21 protein-coding genes are annotated in these 25,898 nt (G+C 37.0%); 4 read left to right on the top strand and 17 right to left on the bottom strand.

The window, feature by feature from the left end; genetic code table 11:
- Window positions 1–7: 7 nt before the first annotated feature.
- The 5 genes from fabG to AB5M32_RS01720 all read right to left on the bottom strand — a co-directional run bounded on the left by fabG (window position 8) and on the right by AB5M32_RS01720 (window position 3,465).
- Entirely contained in the window at window positions 8–745 is a 738-nt protein-coding gene (fabG, locus tag AB5M32_RS01740) for a 3-oxoacyl-[acyl-carrier-protein] reductase (protein WP_010719675.1), read from the bottom strand.
- Window positions 736–1,671 (bottom strand): ACP S-malonyltransferase, encoded by a 936-nt coding sequence (fabD, locus tag AB5M32_RS01735; protein WP_053765627.1) that lies wholly within the window; start codon window positions 1,669–1,671, stop codon window positions 736–738. The genes fabG and fabD overlap by 10 nt, the downstream gene beginning before the upstream one ends.
- A 110-nt stretch (window positions 1,672–1,781) precedes the next feature.
- Window positions 1,782–2,006 (bottom strand): acyl carrier protein, encoded by a 225-nt coding sequence (locus tag AB5M32_RS01730; protein ID WP_005876288.1) that lies wholly within the window; start codon window positions 2,004–2,006, stop codon window positions 1,782–1,784.
- 46 nt (window positions 2,007–2,052) lie between these two features.
- Window positions 2,053–3,015, bottom strand: coding sequence for a beta-ketoacyl-ACP synthase III (locus AB5M32_RS01725; RefSeq protein ID WP_063626826.1), 963 nt, complete (start codon window positions 3,013–3,015; stop codon window positions 2,053–2,055).
- Window positions 3,016–3,024: 9 nt separating this feature from the next.
- Window positions 3,025–3,465 (bottom strand): MarR family winged helix-turn-helix transcriptional regulator, encoded by a 441-nt coding sequence (locus AB5M32_RS01720; protein ID WP_010719678.1) that lies wholly within the window; start codon window positions 3,463–3,465, stop codon window positions 3,025–3,027.
- Window positions 3,466–3,810: 345 nt separating this feature from the next.
- On the opposite strand from AB5M32_RS01720, the gene AB5M32_RS01715 reads away from it, so the two are divergent.
- A complete protein-coding gene (locus AB5M32_RS01715; RefSeq protein WP_178287289.1) occupies window positions 3,811–4,683 on the top strand; it encodes a GIY-YIG nuclease family protein in 873 nt (290 codons plus the stop codon).
- Between the two features lie 342 nt (window positions 4,684–5,025).
- Here the strand turns inward: AB5M32_RS01715 and AB5M32_RS01710 are convergent, their stop codons facing one another.
- The 6 genes from AB5M32_RS01710 to AB5M32_RS01685 all read right to left on the bottom strand — a co-directional run bounded on the left by AB5M32_RS01710 (window position 5,026) and on the right by AB5M32_RS01685 (window position 10,771).
- On the bottom strand, window positions 5,026–5,256 hold the full coding sequence (locus tag AB5M32_RS01710) for a YkuJ family protein (protein WP_010719680.1): 231 nt from the start codon (window positions 5,254–5,256) through the stop codon (window positions 5,026–5,028).
- An 86-nt stretch (window positions 5,257–5,342) separates the two neighbouring features.
- On the bottom strand, window positions 5,343–6,230 hold the full coding sequence (locus AB5M32_RS01705; protein WP_178286500.1) for an NAD(P)-dependent oxidoreductase: 888 nt from the start codon (window positions 6,228–6,230) through the stop codon (window positions 5,343–5,345).
- A gap of 89 nt (window positions 6,231–6,319) precedes the next feature.
- A complete protein-coding gene (locus AB5M32_RS01700; protein ID WP_178286502.1) occupies window positions 6,320–7,543 on the bottom strand; it encodes a glycosyltransferase family 4 protein in 1,224 nt (407 codons plus the stop codon).
- A 17-nt stretch (window positions 7,544–7,560) separates the two neighbouring features.
- The gene (locus tag AB5M32_RS01695; RefSeq protein ID WP_368024257.1) at window positions 7,561–8,604 is read right to left on the bottom strand and encodes a glycosyltransferase family 4 protein; all 1,044 of its coding nucleotides are present in this window, start codon (window positions 8,602–8,604) and stop codon (window positions 7,561–7,563) included.
- 173 nt (window positions 8,605–8,777) lie between these two features.
- The gene (gene ptsP / locus AB5M32_RS01690; RefSeq protein ID WP_010719684.1) at window positions 8,778–10,505 is read right to left on the bottom strand and encodes a phosphoenolpyruvate--protein phosphotransferase; all 1,728 of its coding nucleotides are present in this window, start codon (window positions 10,503–10,505) and stop codon (window positions 8,778–8,780) included.
- Entirely contained in the window at window positions 10,505–10,771 is a 267-nt protein-coding gene (locus AB5M32_RS01685; RefSeq protein WP_010719685.1) for a phosphocarrier protein HPr, read from the bottom strand. Before AB5M32_RS01685 ends, ptsP begins: the two co-directional genes overlap by 1 nt.
- A 555-nt stretch (window positions 10,772–11,326) precedes the next feature.
- On the opposite strand from AB5M32_RS01685, the gene AB5M32_RS01680 reads away from it, so the two are divergent.
- Both AB5M32_RS01680 and AB5M32_RS01675 read left to right on the top strand, forming a co-directional pair.
- Window positions 11,327–13,564: an AAA family ATPase gene (locus AB5M32_RS01680; protein ID WP_368024262.1), complete on the top strand. Its 2,238-nt coding sequence runs from the start codon at window positions 11,327–11,329 to the stop codon at window positions 13,562–13,564.
- A 203-nt stretch (window positions 13,565–13,767) separates the two neighbouring features.
- Window positions 13,768–14,088 carry a DUF1827 family protein gene (locus AB5M32_RS01675; RefSeq protein ID WP_010719687.1) on the top strand — a complete coding sequence of 107 codons (321 nt, stop codon included), beginning with the start codon at window positions 13,768–13,770 and terminating at the stop codon, window positions 14,086–14,088.
- Window positions 14,089–14,187: 99 nt separating this feature from the next.
- On the opposite strand, the gene AB5M32_RS01670 is transcribed toward AB5M32_RS01675, so the two are convergent.
- The 6 genes from AB5M32_RS01670 to AB5M32_RS01645 all read right to left on the bottom strand — a co-directional run bounded on the left by AB5M32_RS01670 (window position 14,188) and on the right by AB5M32_RS01645 (window position 25,191).
- Complete coding sequence (locus AB5M32_RS01670; RefSeq protein ID WP_010719688.1) at window positions 14,188–14,361, bottom strand: hypothetical protein; 174 nt, start codon at window positions 14,359–14,361, stop codon at window positions 14,188–14,190.
- Window positions 14,362–14,509: 148 nt separating this feature from the next.
- Window positions 14,510–15,610 (bottom strand): non-hydrolyzing UDP-N-acetylglucosamine 2-epimerase, encoded by a 1,101-nt coding sequence (wecB, locus tag AB5M32_RS01665; RefSeq protein WP_178286506.1) that lies wholly within the window; start codon window positions 15,608–15,610, stop codon window positions 14,510–14,512.
- Window positions 15,611–15,690: 80 nt separating this feature from the next.
- Entirely contained in the window at window positions 15,691–17,271 is a 1,581-nt protein-coding gene (locus tag AB5M32_RS01660) for a peptide chain release factor 3 (protein WP_010738143.1), read from the bottom strand.
- 331 nt (window positions 17,272–17,602) lie between these two features.
- A complete protein-coding gene (locus tag AB5M32_RS01655; protein WP_368024256.1) occupies window positions 17,603–21,946 on the bottom strand; it encodes a polysaccharide lyase family 8 super-sandwich domain-containing protein in 4,344 nt (1,447 codons plus the stop codon).
- A 625-nt stretch (window positions 21,947–22,571) separates the two neighbouring features.
- Window positions 22,572–23,948: a hemolysin family protein gene (locus AB5M32_RS01650; RefSeq protein WP_063626815.1), complete on the bottom strand. Its 1,377-nt coding sequence runs from the start codon at window positions 23,946–23,948 to the stop codon at window positions 22,572–22,574.
- Between the two features lie 151 nt (window positions 23,949–24,099).
- Window positions 24,100–25,191 carry an AI-2E family transporter gene (locus tag AB5M32_RS01645; RefSeq protein WP_223603381.1) on the bottom strand — a complete coding sequence of 364 codons (1,092 nt, stop codon included), beginning with the start codon at window positions 25,189–25,191 and terminating at the stop codon, window positions 24,100–24,102.
- Between the two features lie 172 nt (window positions 25,192–25,363).
- On the opposite strand from AB5M32_RS01645, the gene AB5M32_RS01640 reads away from it, so the two are divergent.
- Complete coding sequence (locus tag AB5M32_RS01640; RefSeq protein ID WP_010719695.1) at window positions 25,364–25,798, top strand: GNAT family N-acetyltransferase; 435 nt, start codon at window positions 25,364–25,366, stop codon at window positions 25,796–25,798.
- Window positions 25,799–25,898 lie beyond the last annotated feature (100 nt).

Here is a 25,898-nt window from a genome sequence, read left to right as displayed (position 1 = left end):
CTCCTTTTTATCCGTGCATCACGAGACCGCCATCAACATTGATGACCTGTCCTGTGATATAAGGACTCTCTGCTAAGAAAATCGCAGCATTCGCAACATCTTCCACGCTGCCAAAACGTTGCATTGGAATTTGTTTTACTACTTGCTCTTTGACTTTATCAGATAACACTTCGGTCATATCCGTAGCGATAAAACCAGGAGCAATGGCATTACATGTAACACCGCGTGCAGCTGCCTCACGAGCAACAGATTTTGTAAAACCAACGACACCTGCTTTGCTTGCTGCGTAATTTGCTTGTCCGACGTTACCAATCAATCCTGAAACACTTGACAAGTTGATAATTGCACCTTCACGTTTTTTCATCATTTTCTTTAAAACGTGTTGTGTCATATTGAATGTTCCTGTTAGGTTGATATCTAAACAAGCTTTAAAATCTTCTGCTGACATGCGCATCAATAATTTATCGTTCGTAATCCCTGCATTATTGATTAGAATATCGATTGATCCTAATTGTTTTTCTGCTTCTTCTACCATCAAACCAGCTTTTTCATAATCTGAGATATCGCCAGAAACACCGATGCAGTTCACACCTTGAGCTTTGATCTCATTGATTTTTTCTTCTGGAATTGCTTTTCGTCCATTTAAAACGATGTTTGCGCCTGCTTTTGCAAAAGCTAGCGCCACAGCGGCACCAATTCCTCTTGTGCTACCTGTAATAAATACGTTTTTTCCTGTTAGCTCCATAACATGCCTCCGATACTTGTCATTGTTTCTTCTAAAGTTTGTTGATTTTCTACTCTTAAAACCGGAATCGTTTTATCGATTTTCTTCATAAAGCCACTTAATACTTTACCTGGTCCAACTTCGATCACGCGTTCCACACCAAGTTCTTTTAATTGATGGATGCTTTCATAAAAATGTACCGGCTTCATCACTTGTTGTTCAAGCAGAGTCGGTATCCGATCTTTGTTCATGATTTCAGTTGTCGTATTACTGATGACAGGGATTGCTGGCTCATTAAAAGTGATCGTTTTTAGCTCAACGGCTAATTTTTTTGCTGCTGGCGCTAAGATTGCTGTATGAAACGGACCACTCACATTAAGTGGAATCATTCGTTTGATGCCTTTTTCTTGCATGATTCTTACTGCTTCATCCACTGCTTGTTCTTCACCGCCAATTACGATTTGTTGGGGTGTATTATAATTTGCAGGCGAAACAATTCCTAGTCGTTGAGCTTCCAAACAGCTTTCCTCAATAACTTCTACAGGTGCATTCATAACAGCTACCATTTTCCCACTACCAAGTGGTGCAGCTTCAGTCATAAAAGCCCCTCGTTTTGCCACTAAAGCGACTGCTTCACTAAATGACAAAGCTCCACTAGCTACTAAAGCGGAATATTCGCCTAAACTTAATCCTAGAGCAGCTTGAGGTGTAATCCCTCTTTCTTTCAACAAACGATAAAAAGCAATGCTGACCGTTAAGATTGCTGGTTGCGTATAAGCGGTTTGATTGAGTCGTTCATTTTCTGAAAAACACAATTCCGCCATATCATAGCCTAGAATATCACTTGCTTCATCAAACGTTTCTTTGACGATAGTTTCTTGATAGAGATCTTGTCCCATGCCTGGATACTGAGCGCCTTGTCCGCTAAATAAAAATGCTGTCTTCATGTATTTTCTCCAATATTTTTAGGATATATGCTCATGTCTTGATTTATTAAAAAGGACCAAGACACTCCTATTTAAGGAAAATGTCCCAGCCCCCAACCTAATCTTAATGATTATGCAGTTTGTTTTTCAACATAAGTTACTAAATCTTGAACTGTTTTGATGCCGTCTTCTGTTTCGATTTTCACGTCAAATTCGTCTTCGATTTCATTAATGATTTGGAATAAATCCAAGCTATCAGCTTCTAAGTCTTCTTGGATGTTTGTTGTTAATTTGATTTCTTCTGTTTCTTTTCCTAACTCTTCTGCAATAATTTCTTGAATTTTTTCGAATACCATAATATATATTCCTCCGATATTGTTTACAATTTTATGTTTTATCAGTTTACAGTTCCATGAGGATACTTCCCCATGTTAAACCTCCACCGTAACCTGTAAATACTACTTTTTGTTTTTTTCCTAAAGTGATTTGCCCACTAGCTACCGCTTCATCTAATAGGATTGGAATACTTGCAGCAGAGGTATTTCCGTATTTATCCATATTGGTTAAGAATTTTTCTTGCGGTATTTTTACCTTGCGTGCAATTTTCTCAATGATTCTAAGATTTGCTTGATGTAAAAGCAGATAATCAACTGACACATTTTGAGTGATGTCTTTAATGTTTTTTGCAACGTCTCTTACAGCAAAATCAAAGATATCTCTTCCTATCATTGATAAATAAAAAGAGCCTCTTGCATCCTTTACATACACCGGTGATCCGTTCGAATGATAGCCAGCTGTGAGTGACGATCCTCGAGTGCCATCTGCTTCCAGATGTTCTGCAATTATTTTCTGCTCTGTACCAGCTTCAAGTAACACACCACCAGCACCATCACCAAACAGGACAGCCGTTGAACGATCAGACCAATCGATTAATTTGGATAATGTCTCGCCACCAATCACTAATCCTTTATTTGAACCGCACCGAATCATTTTCTCTGCCATGCTTAAAGCATAAACAAAGCCTGAACATGCTGCACTAAGATCAAATGCAATTGCATTTGTTGCACCAAGTTTACCTTGAACCTGGACAGCCACAGAGGGTGTCGTAAAATCAGGAGACATGGTTGCTACAAGAATGAAGTCAAGTTCTGTCGGATCGATGTTCTTTTTTTTGATGAGCTTTTCTGCTACTAAATAGCAAAGATCAGAAGTTTCTTGATCTGTGACGCAACGCCTTTGTTTGATACCTGTTCGCGATGAAATCCATTCATCTGAAGTGTCCATCATTTTGGAAAGATCATCATTGGTAATGATTTTTTCGGGAAGGACACTAGCTGTTGCTGTGATCGTTCCAAATTGTTCCATTAAAAATCCTCACTTGTAATCTCGCAAAAAATCATGCAAGTTTTTCAATGCAGCCAGTAAAGCTTGCTGTTCGTCGGTAGCCATGCCATCCAAGATATTTTTGACCATTTCACGATGAAAGTGCTGATGGACACGATATAAAAGTTTGCCTTTTTTTGTCAGTCCTAATTTCACCACTCGTCGATCATCTTCACTTCGAATGCGTTCAACATAGTCTTTCTTTACTAACTTATTGATAGCAGTGGTCAAGGTCCCAACAGTAATCGACAGTTCTTTGGCTACTTCTGAAGTCGTTTTTTTCTTGTACATACCGATTGCCTCGATCGTATGCATCTCTGTAATTGACAAATCTTTGAACTGAGATTTTTTTAATTCAGATTCTTCGATTGTCAAAATATCATTGAAGACACTAACAAGATAATCATTTACTGTTTTCAAATCTGGTTCCATGTTCCACCATCCACTAATTAGTTTGATTATCAAATCATTTGATGTTCAAACTATATCTTAACTTTTTTCAAAATGCAACCTAAAAAGCTCATTTTTTTCGATTATGAACTTTTTCTAAGAAAAAATTCATTTTAAAATCCTATTAAATCAACAATCACCCATTTAAACATTAAAAATATTTCTCAAATAAATATTTTGATTATCAAACTATTTCTACTTAAGACTCAGCAAACGAAAAGGTTGTTCCTTTGCCGTAAATTTGATATAGTATTTTTTGATAAAAAAGGAGAAAGAACGTTGAAAGAAAAAGTAAAAAAACTCCCCTTGCTTCCTGGGGTATACTTGATGAAAGATCATACCGGAACTGTGATTTACGTTGGAAAAGCGAAACAATTAAAAAATCGAGTAAGTAGTTATTTTCGTCATAGTAAACAACATTCAAAAAAAGTTCGCCGATTGATTCATCATATCGCTGACTTTGATTTTGTCGTCGTGGATACTGAATTAGATGCACTATTGTTAGAATGTCAATTAATCCAGTACTACCGCCCTTTTTACAACCGTCAAATGAACTATTTTAGTAACTATAATTATTTACATATTACAAATAATGGTTTTTCCCTTTCGGATATGCCACTTGCCCGTACTTACGGTCCCTTTCGACTTTACAAAAAAATGCCGGCTATTTTACGCATCATTGAAGAAACCTATCAGATGCCGTGGCTATCTGAAATCAGCCTTTTAGCTTTAAATACACAATTACCGGAAATGAATCAGTTGTCATTTGAACAAAAGAAAAAAGAGATTCAAAACCTGCTGCAAGGGCGCAATAAAAAACTAATCACTTACTTGAAGAAAAGGCAAAATCATTTTATCGAACAATTGAATTTTGAAAAAGCTGCCCAAATCCAACAAGATATTGAGTTATCCACAGCTTTCATTAAAAGAATACAGGCGCAGAAACTATTTCTAAGGACGCCTAAAATCACTTTCCATTTACCTCTGGCAGCGGACGAAACGAAACAAAAACATTATTTGATTTGTTACGGTCAACTGGCTGAAACGGCCATTACGTCTAATGATGAATCTCCTTATTTTTATTATGAAAATGCAAAAGATGGTTTGTCCTTGAAGCGACAGTTGCAAAAAGAAGAAATTGACCCCGTCCTTATACTAATGAGTTACCATAAGAAAATTCTCGCCCAAAATGAATTGTAAAATAAAAAGAAACCTTGAACTACCAAACATTGGTCTACAGTTCACGGTTTCTTTTCGTTGTTTTATCCATTTAACCAATTATTCCCCTAATCTTCTCACTAGCCGAAAAAAATCTAAGGAAAAATAGGCGTCACACTTTTTCTTCTGTTCATCGGAGCAGTCTCTTGCTGATACGAACGCTTGTGGATAGAACACGCCCATCCTGGTCACTTCAAGAAGACTTCTTACGAACGAAGCCTGATCCATTAAGCCATAAAAAAAGCAGCTCTAAAGCACCAAGAGAAGATTTTCTAAAAAATCCTCTCTTGGTTGCTCAGAGCTGAACGCTTCTTTCATGATCTTTTATTGGATCAAGTCATAAATTTCCATTGCAACGATATCGATATTGTCAAATTCATATTGTTGATGTGAATCTGTTTCAGTTAATTCAAATGTTTCAGTTGCTTTGTCATAAGTAACTGTACATTTTTCAACGCCCTCTTTTTCAAAACGACGGACTTGCAGTTCATTATCTGCTGATTCGACCATTGCCTCCAGTCGTTTAATGATTGCAACTAATTGTGAATGTGCCATCGGAGGTCCTCCTTTTCTTATTTCTGTTATATTGTAACAAAAGCACAGACGACTTGCATTGATTTTCTCCAAAAAAAGCGAGTTTTTTAAGATTTTTTTTCTGGGTTCTTTCCTTCAGGCCACCAAAGCTTAATCAATGCTTGAGTACCGTCATTTTCAAATCCCTGATCTGCTAATTGTTCATATAATTTTAAAGCTTGCGTTGTCGCTGGTAACTTCAATGCCATTTTATCTGCTTCATCTAACGCAATTTTCAAATCTTTAATAAAATGTTTAACAAAAAATCCTGGCGTATAATCCTCTTTTAAAATACGAGGAGCATAATTACTTAATGACCAGTTTGCAGCACTGCCTCCTGAGACTGTTTCAATGACTTTTTCAAAGTCAAGTCCTGCTTTTGAAGCATAAGCAAGTAACTCGGTCATGCCTGTCATAGTCCCTGCAATCATGATTTGATTTGCCATTTTCGCATGTTGGCCTTTTCCTGCTGTCCCATGTAAAGTAAAAGTAGATCCCATCACTTGAAACAAAGGTAAAGCTTTTTCATAGACACTTTTTTCACCACCAACCATGATTGTCAAAGTGGCATTCTTCGCACCCAGATCTCCACCTGAAACTGGTGCATCTAAAGCAGCTGCGCCTTTTTCTGTGGCTGTTTTTGCAATTTTTTCTGCAAGCGTTGGGGTACTAGTTGTTAGATCAACCAAAATTCGATCTTGGACATCCGTTGCAAAGATCCCATTTTCGCCATAGTAAATTTCTTCTACATCTTTGGGATAACCAACCATCGAAAAGATGATCTCACTATTTTTAGTGACATCTTTAGGTGTTTCAGCCCAAATGGCTCCCTTTTTGACTAGCTCATCCGTTTTTGCTTTTGTTCGATTATAAACAGTTACTTCATGTCCTGCGTTCATAAGATGCTCAGTGATTGCGCGTCCCATGACTCCTGTCCCGATAAAACCTAATTTCATATTCGTGACCTCCTAAAAATCAAAAAATCTTTGTCTCTATGCTAAGTATACGCCAGAAACAAAGATTTTTTTAGGATAAATACCTAAATTTATCGTTTAAATGAGTTTAATTTGATTTTTATTCTTTCGATGGATGCCTCTTCTTCTTTTCGTTGCATTTCTTTTTCATGATAGATAATCATATCTTCATAAAATTCAATCATCGCTTCGCCAAAGTGCGTAGAGGAAATATCATATAATTTTGATTCCAATACTTTTTGGTCACGAGGGACTTCACTTTTTATATAATCAATAAGTGCTGGTGCGAAATCCTCATCGGTTTCAAATGTTTTCCCAAGGGAGGGATGATCAAACAAACGATTAAGATAAGCATTTCCCTCAATTACACAAGGTGTCCCTGAAGCCATTGCTTCCGTATAAGTTAAACCTTGTGTTTCTGAAGTTGAGGCACTAACAAAGTAATCAGCTGCTTTATAATACAATACCACATCTTCGTTATCGACTTCTCCAGTAAATTGGACAAATTCATCCAATGCTAGTTCGTTGATTAGCTCTTGCAACTCTTCAAGGTAAGGCCCTTTGCCAACGATCACCATTCGTGCATTGGGATACGCTTTTAGAACTTGGGGAAACCCCTGGACCAATGCTTGAATATTTTTTTCATAAGAGATACGACTTAAAGATAAGATCATTAACTCATCATCTTTGATATTCAGCGATCCTCTGATTTCTTTGATAGCTTTTTGCGTGATTCCTTCCCTTTTAAATTTCTCAATATCGATCCCTGTAGGAATCACTCGAAGTGGTGCGACAACACCATAACTTCTTAATGTATCAATTACTCGTTCACTGGGACAGACAACCCCTGTTGTATGGTTAACAAATAAGCGGGAGAGATATCTGACATGAGATTGACGTATCACTTTGCCTTTAGCAATATAGTGTAGATAATCTTCATACATCGTATGATACGTATGGATCAATGGTATTTTCAGCTTTTTAGCAACCATTTTACCTAAAATCCCTGCACCAAATTCTGTATGAGTATGAATCAGTTCTAATTCAAGTTCCTTCGCTACTAAATAAGCGTACCACATACCTCGTACCACTATTCGTCGATCTTTAAAGGAAACGAATGGAACACTCGGCATACGAATGACATCTTTTTCTATTTTATCAGCATTTGGATCGGTTGTCGTAAAAATATAGACTTCATGTCCATGTTTTTCTAGTTCATTTTTTAAGGTTTTGATCGATGTAGCAACTCCGCTTACCTGCGGAAAATAGGTATCGGTAAAAAAGCCAATTTTCATGATTTTTTGCCTCCAAACTACCCTTTATTATTTTGTCTTTCATTTATGGAAGAATCTGCTTCTTCTAACACTTGTATATACACCCGTTTCAGTTGCTCACCAATTTTCTCAATACTTCGTGCTTGGGCAGTCTGATATCCAGCTGCCACTAGACTAGGAACTTCTTCTTCCACGATCTTTTTGATCAATAAGGTAAATTCTTCATTAGAGCGACCCATGTAACAATTTTTTTTATCTTCTAACCAGCCATCATAGACTGGAATGTCTCGTACAAGAACATTTTGCTTACTTGCTAGTGCCTCTAATACTACAATTCCTTCTGTTTCTTCATAAGATGGGAAGAAAAAAAGGTCAGCGCCTGAGTATGCACCCTCAATAATTTCTCCCCGAATATATCCTGGAAAGATCACATTATCTGGGTGTTCTTCTTTCACAATCTGTCGGATATTTTTTGGGATCGAATACATAGGTACATGTCCAAACCAAATAAATGTATATTCTGGGAGTTTTTTTGCAATTTCTACAAAATCAATGATCCCTTTACGAGCAAAAAAAAGGCCAACACAGATAATCACTTTCTGATCTGGTGATAATTTGAAATAGTCGCGAAATTTTTGTTCTTTGATTGGATCTGGTTGATATTTTTTTAGATCAATCCCATTTGATATCGATTGGATCGGTAAATCTATGCCGTAACTTTCCAGTAATCGTTTAGAATATGGCGTAGGTGTGATGAGATAATCCGCCTTTTGATATAATCCCACTAAATATTTTTTTACTAATGGCGATAATTGATTAGAGCCAATAAATGAGTTACGAAAATCTTCCTCTGTTGAGTGAGCATGATAGACGATCTTCTTGCCGTCTTTTCTTGCTTTATTGACCATATTGTGACTATTGATACCATATGTATTGATGTGTAAGATATCATAGTCATCTTTACTATCTAGCGTGTAGGGAATCCCCATTTCTTTTAGAGCACGTTTTTGGTGGTCAAGCGCTCGTCCAATACCAGATTTCGCAAGTATTTTTTCACTTTCAAAATATAATAATACCTTCACCTTACGTCCTCCTTCATTTATATAGTATAACATAGCGCTGAACCTGTCACTCAAACTTAAGCCCTATTTTAAAATAACTCTATTTTTCATTCCTTATTTTTACCTATATGTAAAAATCCCATTGTAAAAAGCTGATACAGCTACTATCGCTGTACCAGCTTTTACTCGTATTATTATTTTACGTATTCATTTACAAGTTCAACGACTTCTTCCATCGTGTCGCATTCTTTCAAAGCACGATCAGCAAGTTCAGCCATCTTCGTTGTATCTAAACGTTTCATTAAACTACGTGTTTTCAAGATTGATGTTGCACTCATTGAGAATTCATCTAATCCCATACCTACAAGTAGCGGAACTGCGGTTTGATCCCCAGCCATTTCGCCACACATACCAGCCCATTTACCTTCAGCATGCGCTGCATCGATCACGTTTTTAATCAAACGTAGGATTGATGGGTTGTAAGGTTGATACAAGTATGAAACACGTTCGTTCATACGGTCAGCTGCCATAGTGTATTGGATCAAGTCATTCGTTCCTACTGAGAAGAAGTCAACTTCCTTAGCAAACTTGTCAGCTAAGACAGCTGCTGCTGGAATTTCGATCATGATGCCGACTTGGATCGTATCAGATACTTCCACGCCTTCATTCAATAATTTTTGTTTTTCGTCTTCAAAGATTGCTTTTGCAGCACGGAATTCTTTAAGAGTCGCTACCATTGGGAACATGATACGTAAGTTTCCATGAACAGATGCACGTAATAATGCGCGCATTTGCGTACGGAACATTTCGTCACCTTGTTCTGACAAGCTGATTCGTAATGCACGATAGCCTAAGAATGGGTTCATTTCATGAGGCAATTGTAAGTAAGGTAATTCTTTATCGCCACCGATATCCATCGTACGCACGACAACTGGTTTACCTTCCATACCTTCAAGAACTGCTTTATATGCTTCATATTGGTCATCTTCAGTTGGGAAATCAGGAGAATCCATGTACAAGAATTCTGTACGGTAAAGACCAACCGCTTCCCCGCCGTTATTATGAACACCAACTAAATCTTTTGGTGTACCAATATTTGCTGCTAATTCAAAATGTTTGCCATCAGCAGTAACAGTTTCAGCATTTTTTAATTTTTCCCATTCTGCTTTTTGAGCAGCGTATTCAGCACCGATTTTTTCAAATTCAGCTTTTTGTTCAGCTGTAGGATCAACGATTACATCGCCTTCAATCCCGTTAACAGCTAACATGTCGCCTTCTTTGACTTTAGCAGTGATTTCTTTTGTACCTACGATCGCTGGGATTTCTAAAGAACGTGCCATGATCGCTGAGTGTGAAGTACGTCCGCCGATGTCAGTTACAAACGCTTTAACAAAATTGCGATCTAATTGAGCAGTATCACTTGGTGTCAAATCATGAGCAACAACAACTACTTCTTCGTTAATCATTGATGGATTTGGTAATGTCACACCTAGTAAATGCGCTAAAATACGTTTCGCAACGTCGCGGATATCAGCCGCACGTTCTTGCATATAAGCGTTGTCTTCCATAGCTTCGAACATACTGATATACATATCAGTTACTTCTTTTAATGCTGATTCAGCGTTTACGCTGTTATCATTAATGTTTTGTTTAATTTGACCAACCATTTCTGGATCAGACAGAACCATCAAGTGTGCGTCAAATACTTGCGCTTCTGCTTCACCTAAGCTTTGCGCTGCTTTTTCACGAATTTGTTGCAATTCTTCAGTAGATTTTGCTAAAGCATCATCTAAACGAGATGCTTCAGCTGCTGTATCTTCTACTGTTGTCTTACTGAATGTTAAATCCGGTTGAACTAGCAGGTAAGCTTTTGCAACGGCAACGCCGTCACTAGCGGCAATCCCTTTTAGCATTTCAACCATTATTCAGATAATCCTTCTTTCTTCATTGTATCAACGATAGCTGCCATTGCGTCTGCTTCGTCAGCACCTTCAGCTGTGATTGTAACGTCAGAACCTTGACCTACACCTAAAGACATAACGCCCATGATAGATTTCAAGTTTACTGATTTACCTTTATACTCTAAGTTTACATCAGAGTTAAATTTGCTTGCTGTTTGTACTAATAATGTAGCTGGACGTGCGTGGATTCCAGTTTCTGCTACTACGTGAAATTCTTTCTTTTCCATATTAATCGGTCTCCTTTAAGTGAGTGTTGTTTTTATGTGAGGGTTTTCTTTTTTAGCAGTTTACTAAGAACACTAATAAGTAGTACCCTTTCATTTGTAAAGATTACCATTTTTTCCCGATAGATACAACAGTTTTCATTTAAATTCAACTAAAAGTGTGGAAAATAATTAGCACTACTTTTAAAAATATGAATACATAGGATAACAACCGTATTCATTCTACCTCACTTCTTTTTTTAGTAGCTTTGATTCTCTTTACTGATCCCTCAGTAAACAAGCAAACAAAAAATAGACTCTGCCAAGTGAAATATCTCCTTCTATTTATCATTTTTATCGAAGAACGACTTATTCATTTCTTCGTTTATTTTGAAAAACTAAATACTTGCACGCGTCCTAAAATTTAGTATAATTATAGCCAAAGGTCAATAATGGTCAATAACATTTTTTTACCTTTTCAACTTTTGAGTAAATGAGGGTTATTCTTTTACCTTCGTAGTCACGCGTTGTAAAATAGAATGGAAACATGTGAATCATGTGAAAGGACGTGAATCATTTATGCTTTGTCAAAATTGTGGGAAAAATGAAGCAACGATCCACTTATATGCAACAGTAAACGGACAGAGAACGCAACTTGATTACTGCCAAAGTTGCTATCAAAAAATTAAAAATCAACAAAATGGAGGTCTGACTAGTATGGCTCAAAATGATCCTTTTGGTTTTGGCAGCTTGGACGACTTATTCCGCTCCATGTCCCGCCAAATGCAACAGCAAGGAAACTATGAACAAACTCCTCCAACCCAATTCGGTAGTAACAACAACTTTAACGGCGGTCAACCACCGCAACAAGGAAATTCCGAAGGTCTTTTAGGAGAATACGGAATCAACATCACCGAACAAGCTCGTCAAGGTGACATTGATCCTGTGATCGGTCGTGATGATGAAATCAAACGTGTAATCGAGATTTTAAACCGTCGAACAAAAAACAATCCGGTATTAATTGGTGAGCCTGGTGTTGGTAAAACTGCCGTAGTTGAAGGACTTGCACAAAAAATCGTAGATGGCGATGTGCCGCAAAAATTAATGGATAAAGAAGTGATTCGTTTAGATGTGGTTTCTTTGGTTCAAGGAACTGGTATCCGTGGACAATTTGAAGAACGGATGCAAAAATTGATCGAAGAAATTAAGCAGGCTGAAAATGTCATATTATTCATTGATGAAGTCCATGAAATTGTCGGTGCTGGTTCTGCCGGTGATGGGAACATGGATGCGGGAAATATTTTAAAACCAGCTCTAGCTCGTGGCGAACTACAAATGGTTGGTGCCACTACATTAAATGAATACCGCATCATCGAGAAAGATGCAGCTTTAGAAAGACGGATGCAACCGGTTCGGGTCGTTGAACCTTCTGTTGAGGAAACAATCAGTATCTTAAAAGGATTGCAAAAACGCTACGAAGACTACCATCACGTCAAATATACCGATGAAGCAATCGAAGCTGCAGCTATTCTCTCAAATCGTTATGTTCAAGATCGTTTCTTACCAGATAAAGCGATTGACTTGCTTGATGAAACTGGCTCAAAGAAAAACTTAACGATTCAAATCGTTGATCCTAAAACCATCGATAAAAAACTTGAAGAAGCACAGGAACAAAAAATCCAAGCTTCTAAAGAAGAAGACTTTGAGAAAGCCGCTTATTATCGTGACCAAATCAGTAAATTAGAAAAGATGAAAGAACGTCAATTAACAGATGAAGAAACGCCTGTTATCACAGAAAAAGATATGGAAAAAATTGTGGAAGAACGTACGGGCATCCCCGTTGGCGATCTAAAAGAAAAAGAGCAAACACAATTGAAGAATCTTGCGACTGATCTAAAAGCACATGTGATTGGACAAGACGATGCTGTAGATCGTGTGGCAAAAGCTATTCGTCGTAATCGGGTTGGCTTGAGCAAAAAAAACCGCCCTATCGGATCATTTTTATTCGTAGGTCCAACTGGTGTCGGCAAAACTGAATTAGCCAAGCAACTGGCATTTGAATTATTCGGTTCCGAAGATTCAATGATTCGTTTTGATATGTCTGAATACATGGAAAAACACAGTGTATCTAAATTGATTGGTTCTCCTCCTGGCTATGTGGGCTATGAAGAGGCAGGTCAACTTACTGAAAAAGTACGTCGTAATCCTTATAGCTTGATTTTATTGGATGAAGTGGAAAAAGCACATCCTGATGTGTTACACATGTTCCTCCAAATTTTGGATGATGGCCGTTTGACTGACGCACAAGGTCGGACAGTAAGCTTTAAAGATACGATCATCATTATGACAAGTAATGCTGGTACAGGTAAAGTCGAAGCAAATGTCGGTTTTGGAGCAGCTCGTGAAGGGGTTACTCGTTCTGTTTTAAACCAACTAAACAATTACTTCACACCTGAATTCTTGAACCGTTTCGATGGAATCATCGAATTTAGTGCGCTATCAAAAGAAAACTTAATGACCATCGTTACCTTGATGCTAGATGAAGTCAATGAAATGTTAGCAGCACAACAACTGCATATCGAAGTGCCGACAAATGTCAAAGAAAAACTTGTTGACTTAGGCTATGACCCAACAATGGGCGCACGCCCTCTTCGTCGAACGATCCAAGAACAAATCGAAGATGGAATTGCTGAATTTTATTTAGACCATCCTTCAATCCATGAACTAAAAGCAAAATTGGATAAAGAAGAAAAAATTGTGATCACTTCTAAACCAGAACGTTTAGTCAAAGAAACGACAAACGAGCCAACAAACTAAACATCTGACAAAAACTTCGCTTTGCGACTGATAAAAAATGAAGCACCCATGAAAAAGCGACAGCTTTTCTCACGGGTGCTTCATTGCTCAAAGCGGATTTTTGATTGTTTTTTGACAAAAAGCAAAATACTGTTCTTTTCATTAGAAAAAAATTATAATGAAATTAAGTTGTATCTAAAATCTACATAAAAGAGGTGAGCGCCATGAAATTTGTCAATGTAACGAATAGTCATTCACGTTTGGTTTTAAACCAATTGGAAAATACAGATGCTCATATGGTGAAGGTTTACACTGCAGGCAATACAATGATTGTTTACACTGAAGCACCGGAACATAACGAGATTTTACTGATTAATGAAAAACGAAAAATACAACCCAAAGAAATTGAAGAAGTCAAAACGTACTTCCTCAATAAAATCCATGACGCCCTATATCAAGAAAACGAAATCCAAGTAATTGAATTAGATGACTTAGTTGAAATCTCGATTCCGAAACATCATCCCCACACTGAGGTTGCAATGTGATGATTACAAATAAACAAAAAAAAGAAACCTTTATTAGAAGGATTGAAGGATAATGTTTGATTTTATCCTTGATCCAGCTCATTTATAGAGCTGGATCTTCTAAGATTGATTGGTTTCTTTTTTTGGTGTTTTTCCTAGCCGAACGATTGCTCTTACTTCGTTAACGATCGATTCATTATGCTCCCAACCTTCAACATCTAACAGCCTGCATAAACGCTGCATTTCTAACTTTTTTCTTGCTTTACGTTGTTTTCGTTGCTCCAGTGTTTCCATCCAACTCCCCCTTTTTTCTTTTTATATGTACACATCTTTATTTTAATTCATTTTATTTCAAAGAATTTACCAATTTTTTCTTTAAAATAAAAAAAACTTTCCACCAAAATTGTTGGAAAGTTTTTTTTGCTTTTTTGGTAACCTGTAATCAATGAAATGAGGCTGCGATTGCCTCTAAGATTCGTTGACTTGCGTAACCATCTCCATAAGGATTTTTTGCTTGTGCCATCTTTTCATAAGCCTTTGCATCAGTTAACAATTGTTTTGTCTCGTCATAAACTGTCTTTTCGTCTGTACCAACGAGTTTTAAAGTTCCGGCTTTTACACCTTCCGGTCGTTCAGTGGTATCACGTAAGACAAGAACCGGAACACCTAAAGAAGGTGCCTCTTCTTGAACTCCGCCTGAATCAGTTAATATAAGATAACTTTTGGCTGCACAATTGTGAAAATCAATGACATCTAATGGTTCGATCAGCTGAACATTCTCATATTGTCCTAAAATAGTATCAGCTAATTCTCGTACTTTAGGATTTTTATGCATCGGAAAAATAATGGATACATCAGAAAATTCTTCAGCAATCCTTCCTAATGCTTGAAAAACGTTCGCCATTGGCTCGCCTAGGTTCTCACGTCGATGCATTGTTACTAATAATTGTTTAGTGGAGCTGCTCGAAAGATGATCGCTTTTTTGATCCGCCACGATCGTGTACCTCATCGCATCGATCGCCGTATTGCCAGTAACGAAGATGTTTGCTTCATCGTGGTGCTCTCTTCTAAGATTATCAGCACTTTCATTGGTTGGCGCAAAGTAGAGATCCGCTAAAACATCTGTGGCTTGCCGATTGATTTCTTCAGGAAACGGTGACCATTTGTTCCAAGTTCGTAATCCTGCTTCGACATGTCCGACTTTAATTTGTTGATAAAATGCTGCGGTCGCTGCAGCAAATGTTGTGGTCGTATCTCCATGAACTAAGACGATATCAGGCTGTTCTGCTTGTAAGATTGGTTCTAATGATAAAAGAACTTTCGTTGTAATAGCGGTGAGTGTTTGATTGACACTCATCACATCTAGATCGTGATCAGGAGTAATTTCAAACACTTCTAACACTTGGTCTAACATTTCACGGTGCTGGCCTGTAACCGTCACGATTGATTCAAAGCGCTCATCTTTTTCCAGCGCTTTGATCAAAGGTGCCATTTTTATTGCTTCTGGACGTGTTCCAAAGATCGACATTACTTTAATCATCATTAAATTCCTCCGGATTATTTAGTTATTCTCTCCCGGCTATTTTCATAGTACTCCCAAAGCACCACCATGTGATGAGCGCTTTACATTAAACTTTTTAATTTGACATTTGGGTACTTGTCAGCAAACCAACGTTCAGCAAATTGGTTTTCGAACAAGAATAATGGCTGATCAAAACGGTCACGTGCCAAGATATTACGACTAGAACTCATCTTCTCATCTAAATCTTCTGGTTCGATCCAACGGGCAATCTTATGACCCATAGGTGACATGATCACTTCTGCATTGTATTCATTTAGCATCCGGTATTGGAATACTTCAAATTGAAGTTGTCCAACTGCGCCAATGATGTATTCTTCCGTCAAATAAGTTTTATAGAGTTGGATCGCACCTTCTTGGACTAACTGATAGATACCTTTATGGAATGATTTTTGTTTCATCACATTTTTAGCAGTGACTTTCATAAATAATTCCGGAGTAAAGGATGGTAACTCTTCATACGCCACCTTCAATTTTCCTTCATAAAGAGTATCGCCAATTTGATAATTTCCTGTATCATAGACCCCGATAATATCCCCTGCTACAGCATTCTCGACATTCTCTCTTGAGTCAGCCATAAACTGCGTCACATTACTTAACTTCAATTTTTTACCTGTTCGTTCTAATTGAACATCCATCCCACGTTCAAAAGTTCCAGAACAGATTCGCACAAAAGCAATCCGATCTCGGTGAGCTGGATTCATATTGGCTTGGATCTTAAAGACAAAACCTGAAAATTCTTCTTCATAAGGACTAACTTCTTGTCCTGATTGTGTTTGATGTCCGTAAGGTGAAGGGGCTAATTCCACGAAGGTTTCTAAAAATGTTTGCACACCAAAATTTGTTAACGCTGAACCAAAGAAGACCGGTGTCTGATCTCCCCGAGCAATTTTTTCTTCATTAAAAGAATCTCCTGCTTCTTTCAACAATTCTACTTCTTCAAGAACTTGTTCATACAATGAATTTTCCGTCAAAGGATGGCCTTCTGGCAGCAATCCTTCTTCATCCAAGGCAACAAGGCGCTCATCATTATAGTTTTCTGGACGATAAAACTCAATACGATTATGGTGGATATCATAGAGTCCTTCTAAGCCTTTCCCCATACCAATCGGCCAATTCATTGGATAAGACTCGATATCGAGCAACTCTTCCAATTCTTCTAAAAGTTCTAATGGTTCGCGACCATCTCGATCTAATTTATTGATAAAGGTAAAAATAGGGATTCCTCTTTTTTTAACGACTTGGAATAATTTTTTTGTTTGAGCTTCAATCCCTTTGGCACTATCGATGACCATAACCGCACTATCGACAGCCATCAATGTCCGATACGTATCTTCAGAAAAATCTTCATGCCCTGGGGTATCTAAGATATTGACTCTTTTACCATGATAATCAAACTGCATCACAGAACTGGTAACTGAGATTCCACGTTGCTTCTCAATTTCCATCCAGTCAGATTTTGCAAAGTTACCAGTCTTTTTCCCTTTGACAGTTCCTGCCTGACGTATTGCGCCACCAAATAAAAGTAATTGTTCAGTAATCGTTGTTTTACCAGCATCCGGATGGGAAATAATCGCAAACGTGCGTCGGTTATCTACTTGTTGTTTTAAGTTAGGGTTATTCATGTTTTACTCCATTTCTGTTACATCATTATCATCTTATTCGTCATCCTGTTCGAGGGAATGATCGAACTAGCTATCTCAACTTACCAAGTATATCATGGAAACTATCAAAAAATAAACACTTGTTATGAGTCTTCTCTCTTTCTCTGTTGAATATCATATAAACGACTTTTTCAATAAGAGAAAATAAAGCTTTTCCTGCTACTATAACAACTGAAAACAGATTAAACGAAAAAAGTTGAACTTGGAACAGGCTTTTGTTCCAAGTTCAACTGTCTATTTCAATCATCTACAGACAAACGATTATTTATTTTACCTTGTGTTTTTCATCAGATTACTTGCCTAATTTATTTTGACTCCTCTTAGATTCCTTTCGACCTTTAAATAGGAACAAGCTAACGAATACCACTAATAAAATTGTATATCCTAATTTTTGAATAACTTGGTTATTTTTTTCACCTGTTTTTGGTAATAAACCTTCCTTACCAGTCTCTTCACTAATAGAAGATTTACCTATTTCATTGTTGCCCTCTTGTGTATTTTTACCTTGCTCTGCTTTATTATTGATGTTTTTATCTTCCTCAGAGGATGATGCAGTTTCTTTATTCTCTAATTGTTCGATGGCCTGCACCAAATCGTTCATCACTAGTTCGACTTCGGCTTGCGTAGTATTTGGATCAGTTAACACTGCTTGTGCTGCTTCCAGAGCTTTACGGAACACTTGCCAACTTTCCGCTGTATAACTACTTGCAACTCGGCTTTGGTTTTCTTCGACCAATTTTTTTAATGCTGTTTTGTCTACTTTAGTTACTTCTTGCAGTTGTTCGATGGCTTTATTCACTGCTTGGATTGATTCGTCTACTTCAGCTTGCGTAGTATTTGAATCAGCTAACACTGCTTGCGCTGCTTCCAACGCTTTGCGGAACACTTGCCAACTTTCTGCCGTATAACCACTTGCAACTCGGCTTTGATTTTCTTCGACCAATTTTTTTAATGCTGTTTTGTCTACTTTAGTTACTTCTTGCAGTTGCTCGATGGCTTTACTCACTGCTTGGATTGCTTCGTCTACTTCGGCTTGCGTAGTATTTGAATCAGCTAACACTGCTTGCGCTGCTTCCAGCGCTTTGCGGAACACTTGCCAACTTTCCGCTGTATAACCACTTGCAACTCGGTTTTGGTTTTCTTCGACCAATTTTTTTAATGCTGTTTTGTCTACTTTAGTTACTTCTTGCAGTTGCTCGACGGCTTTACTCACTGCTTGGATTGCTTCGTCTACTTCGCTTTTCGTTGCTTTTGGATCTGTTAACACCGCTTGGGCTAATTCCATTGCCTTAGTGAAGACTTTCCAACTTTCTTTTGTATAGTCGCTTTCGTTTCGGTTTTGGTTTTCTTCGACCAATTTTTCTAATGCTGTTTTGTCTACTTTAGTTACTTCTTGCAGTTGCTCGATGGCTTTTCTTATTGCTTGAACTGCATCGTCTATTTCGGCTTGCGTTGCTTTTGGATCTGTTAACACCGCTTGGGCTAATTCCATTGCCTTAGTGAAGACTTTCCAACTTTCTTTTGTATAGTCGCTTTCGTTTCGGTTTTGGTTTTCTTCGACTATTTTTTCTAATGCCGTTTTATCTACTTCTGAAGGAACTTTGATAGTAATTGATCTCGAACTTCCTTTTAACCCTTTGCTATCAAATAGAAATGCTCCTGAATCCATGGTAATTTCGGACTCTTTTTCGATAACCTCAATGATCTCTTTCTCAATCGAAAATTCAATCACCTTATTATTTTGAACAGGATTCGCAATTGACAGTCGATAAGTATCATTACTCAATTTTTCTGCAATAATGGATGCAGGTTCAGATACGTGAACAAAAGCTGCCTGTTGATTTCCACTCCAAGCGTTCAACATGAGATAGTCTTTTGTCTCAATCGCTTGGATTTCTGGTGTGTTTGCTAATACATTATAGCTTTTATGTTGCGCCATTTCTGCCATTTCTTCTGCTGTCTTTCCAGCAACAGTCAAATACTCATAAGTATCATTTTGAGCGTTACTTCCATGATTTTTGATGATTTTTACAAATTCTTTTGTATATGATTGATCATTGACAAAATATTCGTTGATATCCAAATATTTGCCAGATCGAATTTCTTTTTGAACGTCAACGTTCGACATGGTATTTGGAAAAATGTAACCTAAATTATTGAGTGGATTTGTCGAAGTAAGATTGATCCAAGTAGAATCAGCTGTTTTCTTTTGGATAATTTGCATGTTACTTGAATCCATCATTCGATTATCAAGGATCGTCTCAATTGTCGCATTCGTTGTTCCGCTGATTCCACTGCCTAAATTAATCAATTTATCTTCTAACAAAAACCATGATTTCTTTGCTACCAAATCCATATTTTCATTTTTCTTATCTAAAAACATTCCGACTGCAGCTACTTTGCCATTATTCGATCCTCCCACCCAAGACTGAGGACTCTTTTTACCAGTAGAAGCACCTTCTGCTAACACTTTTGTATCTATAGTGGTACCTGGTAAGCGATAAGAATCAATAGTGACCCAATAACCTTCATCAAATTGAGCGAGGTCACCGTTATAAAGATAAACCATCCCATCAGCCGTATGCCATCCTTTTTTATTTTCAGTATTTCCATATTCATAATTTCCAATACGACTAGAGTACATACTTATTCCGAGACTATAACTCTCGTTTTTTTGAAACACTCGATCCATTGAACCATAAATATTCACGAGATTTTGCTCTTCTTTACTAGTTATCGAAGGCTCATTCATGATTTTCTTAAGATCAATCAACGCTTCAAAGTCTCTTGGGTTTTCAAAAAAATCATAAAAATAACTACTATGCTCAAGCCATGCTTTAATAGACGAATCAATTTTCTTGCGTAAAATTTCTGGCGAAAATTTCGCTACTAATGTAAGATTGGCGATTGTTTCCTTTCCAGATTCAAATTCAGAGGTAAAGGGATTCGTCCCAGGAGCTCTAGAAATACTTCGTCCTGATACCATTGAGGGCATTTTTCCATTTACCATCAATTGTAAATAACCTTTATCGGTTACTTGAAACAAGTTATTTATATTGTCATCTTTGATTTCCCAATGTGTCCCTTGCAAAATCGTTTGAACCCGTCCAAAGCCTTTCAGCAATTCATTTCCATAACTTCCGTTATATGGGAAATGACTATGTTGGATTAATGAGCCGTCTGAATATAAGCCATCTCCTCCTGTCACCATTTTTAAAACGGATGGAACAGCGCTTTGAACTGCCTCTACTCGGGAATCATTTTCTAATAAAATGGCTGTTCCTAAGACGGTAATAGATATATCTGTTAAGTTCGCTCCTGTAGCCGTATAGCTAGGCCATTGAACTTTAGGATCTTGCGCATAGTGGTTTAAAGGTTCAACAAATTTAGTTAAGATTGCATCATCTTTTTCGATTAAATCATCATGTAATAAAATCAGTGTGTCTGTTAATGGCTGTGCTGATCCAATTTGCCAATCCCACCAATTCCCACTCCAGTAAGTTCCATTGTAGTTTTTGGTTTCAATCATAAAATCAATTGCTTTCAAAATTTGCGTGAAAACCTCTTGATTCTTATGTAATGAACTCGAAGGATCATAATAACCTAATGTCAATTTTTTGATGTTGGTAAATTGAGTGGTATAGTCTGCTGATAATGTGTCTGAACTTTTTTTCTCCCACAAATAAGTTCTATTTTCTGACTTATTAAGTGTTTGCCATAATTCTAAACTATCTTTGGCTATTCTCGCTCGATATTTTTTTACGTCCGAATCCTGATCAAATTCTTCATGATTTTCTTTAGATCCTAGCAAGCGTGCTTTCCATTTCTCACGCATTTCACGATACTCTGCTTTTTCTTGAATAACCGTAACTGGAATCGTATCACTTAAATCCGTATTTTTGATTCTCACAGTCACCTTTGCTTCTCCGGTTTTGAGTGCTTTCATTCTTCCTTGACTGTCTACATTGACAATACTAGGATCACTACTGCTCCACTCAATTTGTTTTTCAGGAACTTGGACGCCTGTTGGTGTTAATATGTAAGTTAATTGTTTGGATCTTTTCTCGCTGATTTCGGCTGAATCAATCGAAAACTTTATCCCATCAGGTAAACGTGCTTGACGATAAGCTTCCATTGAAATAATGCTCGAACCATAATATTGACCATTCGTGTGCTTCCACATTTTTAGTTGTTGGTATTTAATATATCGAGCTGTTACATTCGCTACTTCAATATATTTTTTTTCTTCTTTCCCGCCACTTCCATGCTCCTCCTTATAGATGGATTGATAATTTTGATTGTCGTTAGAAACTAATACCTCATATTCTGGACTCTCCGCATGAAAGTGTAAAACCACCTGACCAATTGTTTTTTCTTCTCCAATATCAACAGTCAGCCACTGATTATCTGTTTTATCCGCTGACCATCTCGTCGATACATCTCCATCAACCGCTTTTTCACCTACAAATTGCGGATATTTCCAATTATCGCCTTGTTTCCCACCTTCTACTCCTGAGTAGGTAACATTCTTTTGAAACAAAAAATCTTCAGTATCTTCAGCACAAACGATTGGACTGTAAAAAGATGTAACAACAAGCGCCAATCCTGTTAAAGCAAAAATGATTGCCTTCTTCATTAAAAAATTCCTCCTTTAGTTAAATAGAATAGTCGATAAAAAATTTTAAGTCGTGAGGCAAAATGAATAATCATCAATTTTTTATCCATTCTTTGCAACTTTTGTACATACTACTTTTACTTGAGAGAACTACCTAATATTTGTTCTTAGTTTTTTAGTTTCAATTGAGATAAATCATTGGAAGAATCGCTCATATCTGCTTATTCGTAAAATATTTAAAATCTGTCTTTCTACTAAAAACACTACTTTACATTTTCCCCACCTCCTCACTGATTCACTTAAACATATAAAAAAATAGGCATGAAAAAACGACGGAAGACTCCGTACGTGTTTTCCATGCCTAGTATAACCTAGTCACATGAAACTTGTGTTTGCGTTTTCATAATACTCTAGCAAAAATTTATTGTCAACCAACAAAACATTTAAATATACTGGTTATATTATGTATAAGTTAACTGGGAGCATAGGATCGTTTTAGTAATCTTTACAAAAGGGTAAAGTTCTGCCTCTCTTGCTTCTGACTACCCCTCAACTTAGGAAACCACACTGATTTACGTATCAACTTTGAAAAAAAGAAAAAAACATCCTTGCACAAAATCTCTTCTGTGCAAGGATGAAACATATCTTATCTTCTCGGCTCATTTTCATCAAAATCTTTATAAAATAAACGACGGTCCTCATCTGGTTCCACAATTTCTTCTTTAGGATCATGGAACACCACGCGAATTTTTAAAATTCTAGAACCTTCCATTTCTTCAGAAGTCAAAGTAATGTTATCTACATCAAACGATAATTTTTCTCCCTCATCAGGGATCATGCCCAAAGCAGTGATTAAATAGCCTGCCATCGTGTCAACATCGCTCATGTGTAAGTTACTGTCAAATACTTCGTTGAACTCATCGATCAACATTCGTCCTTGGATCACGTATTCATGTTCAGCAACCTTTTCATATAATTTTTCGACTTCATCTGATTCATCATCAATTTCACCGACGATTTCTTCTAGTAAATCTTCTAAAGTCGCTAAACCAACGACTCCACCATATTCATCCAGTAAAATAGCCATCTGGTTTTGAGTTTTTTTCATTTCGTACAAGAGATCATCAATGAATATTGTCTCTGGTACAAATAAAGGTTCTTGCATGATTTTTTGAATATTTAAATTTTCAAAGCCAAATTTATGAGCAGCTTTCAATAAGTTTTTCGTATGAAGAATCCCAACAACTTTGTCTTTGTCTTCATTATAGACCGGAATCCTTGAATAATTTTCTGATAAAACTTCATTGACATTCTCTTCAACGGAGTCATTGATATCGATCATAAAAGCATCTGTTCGAGGAACCATTACTTCCCTAGCTACTTTGGTATCTAAAGAAAAAACACCTTGCAGCATTTCTAACTCTTCATTATCAAGTACACCTTCAGTTTCCAACATATACCGCATTTCATCTCTCGTCATTTTTGAATCTTCATCATCAAAAGTCATTGGTGTGACACGAGCTAGTAAACTAGTCGATGCAGATAATAACCAGACGAAAGGTTTGGCAACCACACCGATCAGACGGATGATTCCTGAAGTAAAGTTGGCTACTTCTTCTGATTTGTTCAAGGCGATTCGTTTAGGATACAATTCACCAAAAACAATCGATACGTAGGTCAAAATAGCTAAAACAATAATATTGGCAATATTTCTTGCTGCTACACTACCACCTAATAATGGTGCTAATTTTTCTGATAATGTATTGGCTAACGAAGCACCGGATAGGATATTGACTAACGTGATTCCTACCTGGATCGTTGACAGAAAGTTATTTGGGTTCTGCAATATTTTTAAAAGCTTTTGAGATTTAACATCTCCTTCTTCCGCTTTTTGCTCGACTCGATTTTTGTTGATCGAAACAACAGCAATCTCGGAAGCAGCTAAAAAAGCATTGATCAAAGTTAAAATGATCAGTAATAAAATTTGCGCTAACAGCGACTGACTCTCAGGGTCAGCATTCATAATCGCATTCTCTCCTTATATTTTTTAATTTTTTTGTTTACGATAGAAAAAAAGCGTGACTATAAAGATAGCCACGCTAAAATGTTATCACAAAGAATTTTTCTTTGCAATAAAAACAACTATGAAGCAATTAGTCGGAATTGCTGATACGTTATTCCAATGTCGTTGCAATTTTTTTCTTTTTTTCATTTTGCTGGTCTTCTTTAACAATTTTGATGACATAAGAAATAATCGTCTTACAAATGGCATAAAACGGTACACCTAAGAAAATCCCGATCAAACCAGCAATGTTTCCTGCTACTAATAACACAATGATGATCGTTAGCGGATGGATTTTTAATGATTTTCCGATGACATTTGGATAAATCACATTTCCATCCAATTGTTGAACGATCAAGACAACGACACAACAAAGCAGTGCTTTAACAGGATCATTGAATACTGTCACTAAAAATGCTGGAGCTAAGCCTAGGTAAGGACCTAGATAAGGAATCAAATTAGTCAAACCAGCGATGACGCCAAATAAAAAAGCATAATTGACCCCTAGAATCAGATACCCCAAAAAAGTAAATGTTCCGACAAAAAGACATTCAATCGCTTGACCACTAATGTAGTTAGCTAATGTTTTGTTCAATTGACCAAGTAATTCAACAATTTGATCTCTTCTCTTTTCAGGAAAGAATTTCTTGACTGTCGGAACCATTTTTTCTCCATCTTTCAACATATAAAACAAAATAAATGGAGCTGTGATGATCACGATTGTAGCAGAAGCGATCGTACCGACAAGCGATCCTAAGCTGTTTGAAATCCCGCTGAGGAACTGTTGGATAATCTTAGCATAAGAAATATCTAATTGATTCAAATAATGATTGATATCTACCTCTTTGAAGATCGGTAGTTGGGCCATATTATTTAACCAAGTCTCTACACGACTAATAAAGTCAGGAATATTCGATGCGATGGATGAAATTTGTTGGATCAAGCTAGGAATCACGCTGAGCAAAATCCAGATGATCGCTGCGACAAGCAAAAGTAATACGATTGCTACCGCCCAAATGCGTTTGATTTTGATCTTCATCAATAGTTTGACAATAGGATTCAACAAATAATACAAAAATCCAGCAATCAAGACTGGTGCGAATAATGTTGAGAAAAACGTTCCAATTGGTTGAAAGATAAAATTGATTTTTGAAGAAACCAAGATCAACGTGGCGATAATGAGTAATTCGCAAGACCAAAACATCAATTTTGATTGTTTCAATTTTTCAAACAATATACTTCCTCCTTTCGTCTTTTTTACTAGTATATATTATTTGTGTGAAAATTTCTTTTATTCTTACTGCTATTTGTTTTTTTATCCACTTTTCATTTTATTTTCTTTACAGTATACTAAACGAATGAAAGGTGGGTTTCGGATGAAAGTCGTTCAAACAAAAGATACATTAAGTGATATTTACCTTGATGCCGTTCGTATTAGAAACCAAGTTTTTGTCAAAGAACAAGGCGTTCCTATAACTAGAGAAATTGATCAAAATGAAGCACATTGCATCCACTTTGTTCTTTATTCAGACCAAAATCTACCTTGTGGGACCGTTCGGCTATTACCATTAGAAAATGGAAAAATGAAGTTACAACGAATGGCGATTCTTGCAGATTATCGTCATCAAGGATTAGGTCAAATTTTAGTAGCTGAAGCTGAAGCTTTCGCCAAAAGTCAAGGATATAATACGATTTTGCTAGGCGCCCAAGCAACAGCTGAGAATTTCTATAAAAAATTAGGATTCACTGCTTATGGAGAACCATTTGAAGATGCTGGTATTGCTCATATCGCAATGAAAAAAGTCTTTTAATTATTGACAGGCTATCAAAGCAAGGATCATCCCTTGTCCTTTTTCTTCCATCATCAGTGTCTATGTTGAAGAACCCATAGCAAAAAAGCAGTAAGCGCAA

Origin of the sequence: Enterococcus sp. C57, assembly GCF_040887305.1 — a bacterium.
Classification (GTDB): Bacteria; Bacillota; Bacilli; order Lactobacillales; family Enterococcaceae; genus Enterococcus_B; species Enterococcus_B hirae.
The sequence above is the reverse complement of the archived record's forward strand: the minus strand, read 5'-3'. Positions and strand labels throughout refer to the sequence as shown.

Excerpts from the sequence above, each read along its gene's own strand:
- ptsP (WP_010719684.1), bottom strand. The coding sequence starts at position 10,505 with ATGGTTGAAATGCTAAAAGGGATTGCCGCTAGTGACGGCGTTGCCGTT.
- AB5M32_RS01640 (WP_010719695.1), top strand. The coding sequence starts at position 25,364 with ATGAAAGTCGTTCAAACAAAAGATACATTAAGTGATATTTACCTTGAT.
- wecB (WP_178286506.1), bottom strand. The coding sequence starts at position 15,610 with ATGATGATTAAAGTAATGTCGATCTTTGGAACACGTCCAGAAGCAATA.
- AB5M32_RS01655 (WP_368024256.1), bottom strand. The coding sequence starts at position 21,946 with ATGAAGAAGGCAATCATTTTTGCTTTAACAGGATTGGCGCTTGTTGTT.
- AB5M32_RS01650 (WP_063626815.1), bottom strand. The coding sequence starts at position 23,948 with ATGAATGCTGACCCTGAGAGTCAGTCGCTGTTAGCGCAAATTTTATTA.
- AB5M32_RS01670 (WP_010719688.1), bottom strand. The coding sequence starts at position 14,361 with ATGGAAACACTGGAGCAACGAAAACAACGTAAAGCAAGAAAAAAGTTA.
- AB5M32_RS01715 (WP_178287289.1), top strand. The coding sequence starts at position 3,811 with ATGAAAGATCATACCGGAACTGTGATTTACGTTGGAAAAGCGAAACAA.
- AB5M32_RS01675 (WP_010719687.1), top strand. The coding sequence starts at position 13,768 with ATGAAATTTGTCAATGTAACGAATAGTCATTCACGTTTGGTTTTAAAC.
- fabG (WP_010719675.1), bottom strand. The coding sequence starts at position 745 with ATGGAGCTAACAGGAAAAAACGTATTTATTACAGGTAGCACAAGAGGA.
- AB5M32_RS01700 (WP_178286502.1), bottom strand. The coding sequence starts at position 7,543 with ATGAAAATTGGCTTTTTTACCGATACCTATTTTCCGCAGGTAAGCGGA.
- AB5M32_RS01710 (WP_010719680.1), bottom strand. The coding sequence starts at position 5,256 with ATGGCACATTCACAATTAGTTGCAATCATTAAACGACTGGAGGCAATG.
- AB5M32_RS01720 (WP_010719678.1), bottom strand. The coding sequence starts at position 3,465 with ATGGAACCAGATTTGAAAACAGTAAATGATTATCTTGTTAGTGTCTTC.
- AB5M32_RS01660 (WP_010738143.1), bottom strand. The coding sequence starts at position 17,271 with ATGAATAACCCTAACTTAAAACAACAAGTAGATAACCGACGCACGTTT.
- AB5M32_RS01725 (WP_063626826.1), bottom strand. The coding sequence starts at position 3,015 with ATGGAACAATTTGGAACGATCACAGCAACAGCTAGTGTCCTTCCCGAA.
- AB5M32_RS01730 (WP_005876288.1), bottom strand. The coding sequence starts at position 2,006 with ATGGTATTCGAAAAAATTCAAGAAATTATTGCAGAAGAGTTAGGAAAA.
- AB5M32_RS01645 (WP_223603381.1), bottom strand. The coding sequence starts at position 25,191 with ATGTTTTGGTCTTGCGAATTACTCATTATCGCCACGTTGATCTTGGTT.
- AB5M32_RS01685 (WP_010719685.1), bottom strand. The coding sequence starts at position 10,771 with ATGGAAAAGAAAGAATTTCACGTAGTAGCAGAAACTGGAATCCACGCA.
- AB5M32_RS01680 (WP_368024262.1), top strand. The coding sequence starts at position 11,327 with ATGCTTTGTCAAAATTGTGGGAAAAATGAAGCAACGATCCACTTATAT.
- fabD (WP_053765627.1), bottom strand. The coding sequence starts at position 1,671 with ATGAAGACAGCATTTTTATTTAGCGGACAAGGCGCTCAGTATCCAGGC.
- AB5M32_RS01705 (WP_178286500.1), bottom strand. The coding sequence starts at position 6,230 with ATGAAATTAGGTTTTATCGGGACAGGAGTCATGGGACGCGCAATCACT.